Consider the following 5,589-nt stretch of genomic DNA (forward strand, 5'->3'; position numbering starts at 1 on the left):
GCCGTCGAGGAGGGAGTTCAGGCTCGAGGAGCGTCCGTCGAGGGCCTGGGAGGTGAAGAAGTTGGTCGGGTTGTCGAGGGCGGAGTTGACGGTCTTGCCGGTCGCGAGCCGGTTCTGGGTGGTCGCCATCAGCTGGGCGGTGTCCTGCAGCGAGAGCAGGTTCTGGCGCGTCGCGGCCGACAGGGTGATGGAGGACATGGATCGCTATCTTTCCAACCGGAGCAACCCGATTCTCGGGGATGACTAAGAATACCGGTTAGGGTTAAGTCCGGATTAAGCGCGCGAGTATTTTCGCCGCGCCGGTAGCGTTACCGGGAAATTTACGGCCCGCGCGCGCAAGCCAGTCCCGGACGGCATCGATCAGGGGCGTCCCGACCAGGAGGTCATCGGAGACTTGAAGCGGCGGGAGTCCATCCCGTCCGGCGCGGGCGGATCAGGCGATCCGGCCGCCGCCTCGCGCCGCGGGACGGATTCTCAGTCCGGCGCGTAGCCGAGCATCCCTTCGGACACGTGACCCTCACAGTCTGGGACGGTCGACACGAAATGATCGCGGCCTCCGGCGATGCAACGGTAGATCGGGTGGCTCGCCGGCCTCTGCGCCTCGTAGACGTAGCCGGTCTGCCCGAGCGGCGTCTGGCCCTCGCATCGCGGGTCGCGGCTGAGGAAGTGGTCCTGTCCCGCCGCGCAGCTCATCAGCATCGCGGTCCCGGGCGCCGGGAGCGTCAACACGGTACCGAGGCTGCGCTCGATCGTGTAGCCCGGCCCGATATAGCCGGTCGTCACCCAGTGGCCGCCGGGCCCGAAGGCGCGCCGCAGGGGAAGGCGGTCGGCGCCCTTCGGCCGCCGCGCCTCGGCGATCCGCCACGTGCCGGGATAGGGGTCACCCCCTGAGAAGAAGACCGTGATGTCCGGCAGGAACGGCGTCAGGAACCCCGCCCCGTCGCGCTGGAAGCCGGGACTGTGGTTCAGGTAGAAGCCCGTGACGTCGGAGTTCAGGTAGCCCAGGGGTGTCCACGCCGCCGGCGCCCCGCTCAGCACCGCCTTCAGGGGCATCCTGAACAGCCCCATCTGGTAGGTTTCCCGGTCGGGATTGCGCCCCGGATCCTTGCAGGCCACCTGCTGGCACACGCGGCCCGGCAACCCGGTGATGACGTAGACCTCGCCGGTCTTGGGATCGTAGGCGAAATCCGAGTTCGGGTTGATCGTCGAGCCGTCGGTCGTGGCGTTGGGGACTCGCGCCGGCGCCCCGAAATGCACGCCGTCGGCCGTGTGCCGGACGTAGAGGTCCCCGAAGCCCGGCACGCCCTGCGGCCCGGTGAGATCCGTGGTGAAGACGAACAGGCCGGACCGGCCGTCCGAGAAGGTCGCCGGCTGGCCCGTGCCGTAATTGCCCTGCGCGACGACCGGGTTGATCGGCTTGATGACCGGTTCCGGGTAGTCGACCCACGTCACCTTGTCGTTCGAGAAGGCGAGGCCAGTCTGGTTGTTGTTTCCGGGCAGGTTGTCGGCGCCCGAATAGTACATCGCGTAGGCGTAGGTCTGCCCGTCCGCCGGGTTGACGAAGCGGCCCCGGATCACGCTGGGATCACAGACGTACTGCCGGTTCCAGGAGTTGGGCGTCGGCTGGAACACGATCCGCGCCGGCGAGAAGCCGGTCTGCGGCGTGTAGGAGCGATGGAAGATGACGTCCGTCTTGCCCTGACCGCACCACCAGATGTCGGTGGTCCCGTTCTCGGTGATGACGCTCGGCGCGTAGTTGTAGCCGGCCGGATTGGCCTCGTTGACGAACAGCGGTTGCGCCTCCGGCCCCTTCCAGCCGGCCTCGCCCGCGACCGGGACGGCGAGCACCGCCAGGAGCATCCCGACGCGAGCGCCCTTCCGCGCAACGCGAACCGGCAGCATCCTCATTCCCATCGCTCCCACCGGTACGCTCCTGGCTCCGAGATGCCGAGACATTCCGGCGGCGTGCTGACGACCGGAATGTGGCCGTCTGATATCCGGCGGCTCGGACCGGCGGCTCCGATCGTGTCCCGACGCGTCTCCCGCGGACGCGATCACGCGCCCTGCGCGGGCGGGACCGCGCGGCGGCAGACCGGCCGCAGGGCGCGGTCGAGCAGCGATTGCCGCCCGAGGATCATCTCGAAAAAATCGTACTCCCCCGGCCTGAAATTGGCTTTCAGGAACTGGAAGTGCATGTGGAAAGGCTTGAGGCGCAGGCGCTTGTAGTCGTCCTCGGGTATCCTGTCCTTGACCCCGGCGGAACGGATGAGCGGGTTGCAGGCCAGGAAGGCGGGTCGTCCGAATCCGAGATCGAAGATCGGATTGAAGCCGTAGCAGTTGAGCCAATCCTGGGGGGCCTGGTAGTCGCACCAGACGATGCGGTCGCTGAAGACGAGGGTCGCGATGTCGTCGCGCAGCGCGCGGGCCTCGTGCTGGAGCGCCACGAAGGGCAGCCCCGAGCCGAGCGTGACGAGCGACAGGCGCGGATGCCCTCGATCGTCGGTCCCGAGGCGCGCGAGGACCTGCGCGGCGACCTCGACCGCCATGGCTGCGCCGAGGGAATGGCCGACGATCATGACCTCGTCGGGCGCGTCCGCGGGGTTCGCGCGCCAGTGGGCCAGTTCGGCCAGGACACGGTCCCGGAAGGCCGCGACCCGGTCCGCGTAATCCGGCCGCCGACCGGTCGCGTGCTGCCAGAAGAAGATCCGGATGCTCAGGATGTGCCAGAAGAACAGGCGCCCGAGCGCCTTCTTGGCGCCGTACAGGAGCGCGAGCGCCGCGGCCGCGAGAAGCAGCGCCACGCCGACCGTTTCCGTCGGCGCCGCCGGGCTGACGGCAGCGTAGATCGCGGTGCCGAGCGCGATCAGGAGCGCCGGGGCCACGAAGGCGACGAAGAACGGGAAAGCGGTCAGTACCGTGTAGGGCCATCCGAACCGGGACGTTTTGAAGACCAATCCCTGTGCGAGCCCCGCCGCGACGCTCCGCGCCAGCAGAGCCAGCTTGCGCGACACGGGACGCGCGAGATCCGCATGGACGATATCGCTCCAGATCAGGGTCTCGCAGCGGACCGCCGCACCGTCGCCGTCGGCGGGCGCGTCGACCGTCCAGCTCCGGGTCAGACCATCCGGATCGGTCCGGATCTCCGAGACCGCGCGGGGCATCGCCCCGAACCGGGTCGCGTGACGGTGAAGCTCCCGCTTGAAGAAGGCGGGGAAGCGGATGCCGCTGCGGGCGTCGAATCCGTGAATGAAAAAGACATGTCGCCGCGCCACCGGTGCCGGATGAAGGTCTCTCAACTTGAAGGGCGTGAACGATAAGTAGCCGCGGACCATGTGATCGATCGAGGACGAGAGCACGAGAGGGATTCGTGGCGGTCGACGGCGCCCGCAGGGGCGGCTCCATTGCACCATCGCGGAGGGCTCCACAACAGCGCACCGGCGAATCTGGTTCCGCCACCGGCCAGCATTCATGATCCGGGCGGCATTCCCGGCACTGTCGCCCGGCAACACCGGCGGCGCCGAAAATCCGTTTCGCGCTCGGGAGGGACTGGACTTGGGAAAACTGAGCCTCCTACGGTGCGGGACGCGGGGGCGGTGTTCAAGATTCGTATGGGTTTGTCAGAGGCCGTGAGGGCGCTCCGCAGCGGCGCCCTCCGCCGTCACAAGATCGGCCATATCCAGGCCGTCTTCGACGCTGCGCCGAGCGGCTGCGTGGTGCTCGCCGGCGACTCGCACGCGGCTCACATGCCGCGGCCGGTCGTTTCCCGTCCCGTGCTGAATGCCGGGCTCGCGGGCGCGACGGCCTGCACCTACCGCCGGGCCCTCGACCTGCTGCGTGCGCCCCTGCCGGCCTTCCTGGCGGTCCTGTTCGTCGGGACCAACGACATCTGCTCGCCGTCGGCGCTCGGGCGATCGGCGACGGCCGATTTCTCCGACCACGCGGATCGCATCGTCGACCGCTTCCAGGCCTTCGCCCTCGACACGCTGGTCTCGGCGCTGCCGCCGACGCCGGTCTCGAGGGTTGCCGAGCGCGATCCCGCCGCGGTCGAGGTCTATTCCGATCTCCTCCGCGCCGTCTGCGCACGCCGGGGAGTCTCGTTCTTCGACCCGTTCGCGGCGCTGCGCGGAGCGCGCTTCGGTCTCGCCGAGGACGAGGCCTTCGTGGAAGGGACGCATCTGCGGGATTACGCGGCCGTCGCCGCGCGCGTCGCCGGCCTGATCCGTGACCGGTACGGTCTCGATCATTATCTGGAGAGCCCGCTCCCGGGCTTCGATGAGGCCTATTACAGGAGCTGGTACGCCGACACGTGCCAGTATCCCCACGGTCCGGCGCGACACTACCTCGATCTCGGCTGGCGCGAGGGCCGTGACCCGAGCGGCCATTTCAGCACCGACGGGTATCTCGACGCGAACCCGGATGTTCGCGTGGCCGGCGTCAACCCGCTCGTTCACTTCCTGGAGGTCGGCTTCGCGCAGGGGCGGACCGGCTGGCAGAAGGCGCGCACGCATCCGACGCGCTATCGCGGCGTCGACCCGGACACCTGAGGGCAGCGCCGCGGGCCGGCAGCGCGCACGCCATCGTGACCGCCGCCGCCGCGAAGCTGACGCAGGACGGTGTACGCATGTGATCATGCGCCTCCTCCTCGCCGTCCCACTCCTCGTCCTCATCGCCACCGGAGCGTCGGCCGGAGAGCCGCTCCTCGACGGACCCGTCGTCGCCGGCGGCTTCGGGATGGGCGGGTCGGACTATTACGGCGATGTCCACAGCCGGATGCCGTTCACCGGCGAGGCACCGCCGCGGCCGGTCGGGATGGCCGACATCGTGCGCGTCCGGGCGGCCCGCGCGCGCGCCGCGACCGCGTCCCGGCGACAGGCGCCGCATCGGCCGGCGCATCGCGGCTGAGTGTCTCCGGCCTCTGCCGATCCGGACCAGCCGGACAAGGAGAGTGCGGTCCGAATGATCGGGCCGTAGCCGTAGGAGGACGGTCGGAGCGGCGGATCAGTGCCGGTATCGTTCGGCCAGGGCCATGAGGGCCTGGGCGAGCTCGGTGAGGTTTGCGGAGGCGGCCTCGACCTGCCGCGTGCCGGCCGCGGTCTGCTGGCTGGCCTGGCGGATGTTCTGCAGCGCCCCCATCACCTGCTCGATGCCCAGCTGCTGCTGGTTGGTCGAGGCCACGATCTGCTGGAACGTCTGCACGTTCTCCTCCACCCGCGCGGTGATCTCCTCGATCGTGCGCTGCGTCGTGTCCGAGCGCGTCTTGCCCGCCGCCGCGCGCTTGACCGCCTCCTCCGTCAGCATCACCGACGTGTTGATGCCCCGCTGGATCTCGCCCAGGATCCCCCGCACCTGCCCCGTGGCCGCCTTGGCCTGGTCGGCCAGGAGCTTCATCGCCGAGGCCACCACCGAGAAGCTGCGCCCGCTCTCGCCGGCCGCGGCCGCCTCGATGGCGGCGTTCAGCGCCAGCAGGTGCGTGCGCTCCGAGATGTCGTTGACCGTCTCGATGATGTCGCCGATCGTCTGGGTCTTCTCCGACAGGCTGACGATGTTGCCGGCCACCGCCTCCGCCTGCTCGCGGATCGCGTCCATGGC

Annotated in this window: 5 protein-coding genes and 1 pseudogene; 2 read left to right on the forward strand and 4 right to left on the reverse strand. The window is 69.3% G+C overall.

What is annotated here, in order from left to right; all coding sequences use genetic code 11:
- The 3 genes and pseudogenes from BMY19_RS30105 to BMY19_RS30115 form a co-directional block, all read right to left on the reverse strand.
- Positions 1-198 (reverse strand): annotated as a pseudogene (locus tag BMY19_RS30105) (flagellar protein); the annotation flags it as partial.
- 276 nt (positions 199-474) lie between these two features.
- Positions 475-1,908, reverse strand: coding sequence for a hypothetical protein (locus BMY19_RS30110; protein ID WP_244535084.1), 1,434 nt, complete (start codon positions 1,906-1,908; stop codon positions 475-477).
- Positions 1,909-2,054: 146 nt separating this feature from the next.
- Entirely contained in the window at positions 2,055-3,161 is a 1,107-nt protein-coding gene (locus BMY19_RS30115; RefSeq protein ID WP_244535085.1) for a lipase family protein, read from the reverse strand.
- 465 nt (positions 3,162-3,626) lie between these two features.
- Here BMY19_RS30115 and BMY19_RS30120 point away from each other — a divergent pair, with 465 nt between their 5' ends.
- Positions 3,627-4,544, forward strand: a complete 918-nt coding sequence (locus BMY19_RS30120) for an SGNH/GDSL hydrolase family protein (protein ID WP_100253880.1) — start codon at positions 3,627-3,629, stop codon at positions 4,542-4,544.
- Between the two features lie 85 nt (positions 4,545-4,629).
- Positions 4,630-4,902, forward strand: coding sequence for a hypothetical protein (locus BMY19_RS30125; protein WP_042672101.1), 273 nt, complete (start codon positions 4,630-4,632; stop codon positions 4,900-4,902).
- A 96-nt stretch (positions 4,903-4,998) separates the two neighbouring features.
- Here the strand turns inward: BMY19_RS30125 and BMY19_RS30130 are convergent.
- Positions 4,999-5,589: methyl-accepting chemotaxis protein (locus BMY19_RS30130; RefSeq protein WP_244535062.1), on the reverse strand; the 591-nt coding region annotated here is incomplete at its 5' end.

Origin of the sequence: Methylobacterium sp. UNC300MFChir4.1 (assembly GCF_900110155.1) — a bacterium.
Classification (GTDB): domain Bacteria; phylum Pseudomonadota; class Alphaproteobacteria; order Rhizobiales; family Beijerinckiaceae; genus Methylobacterium.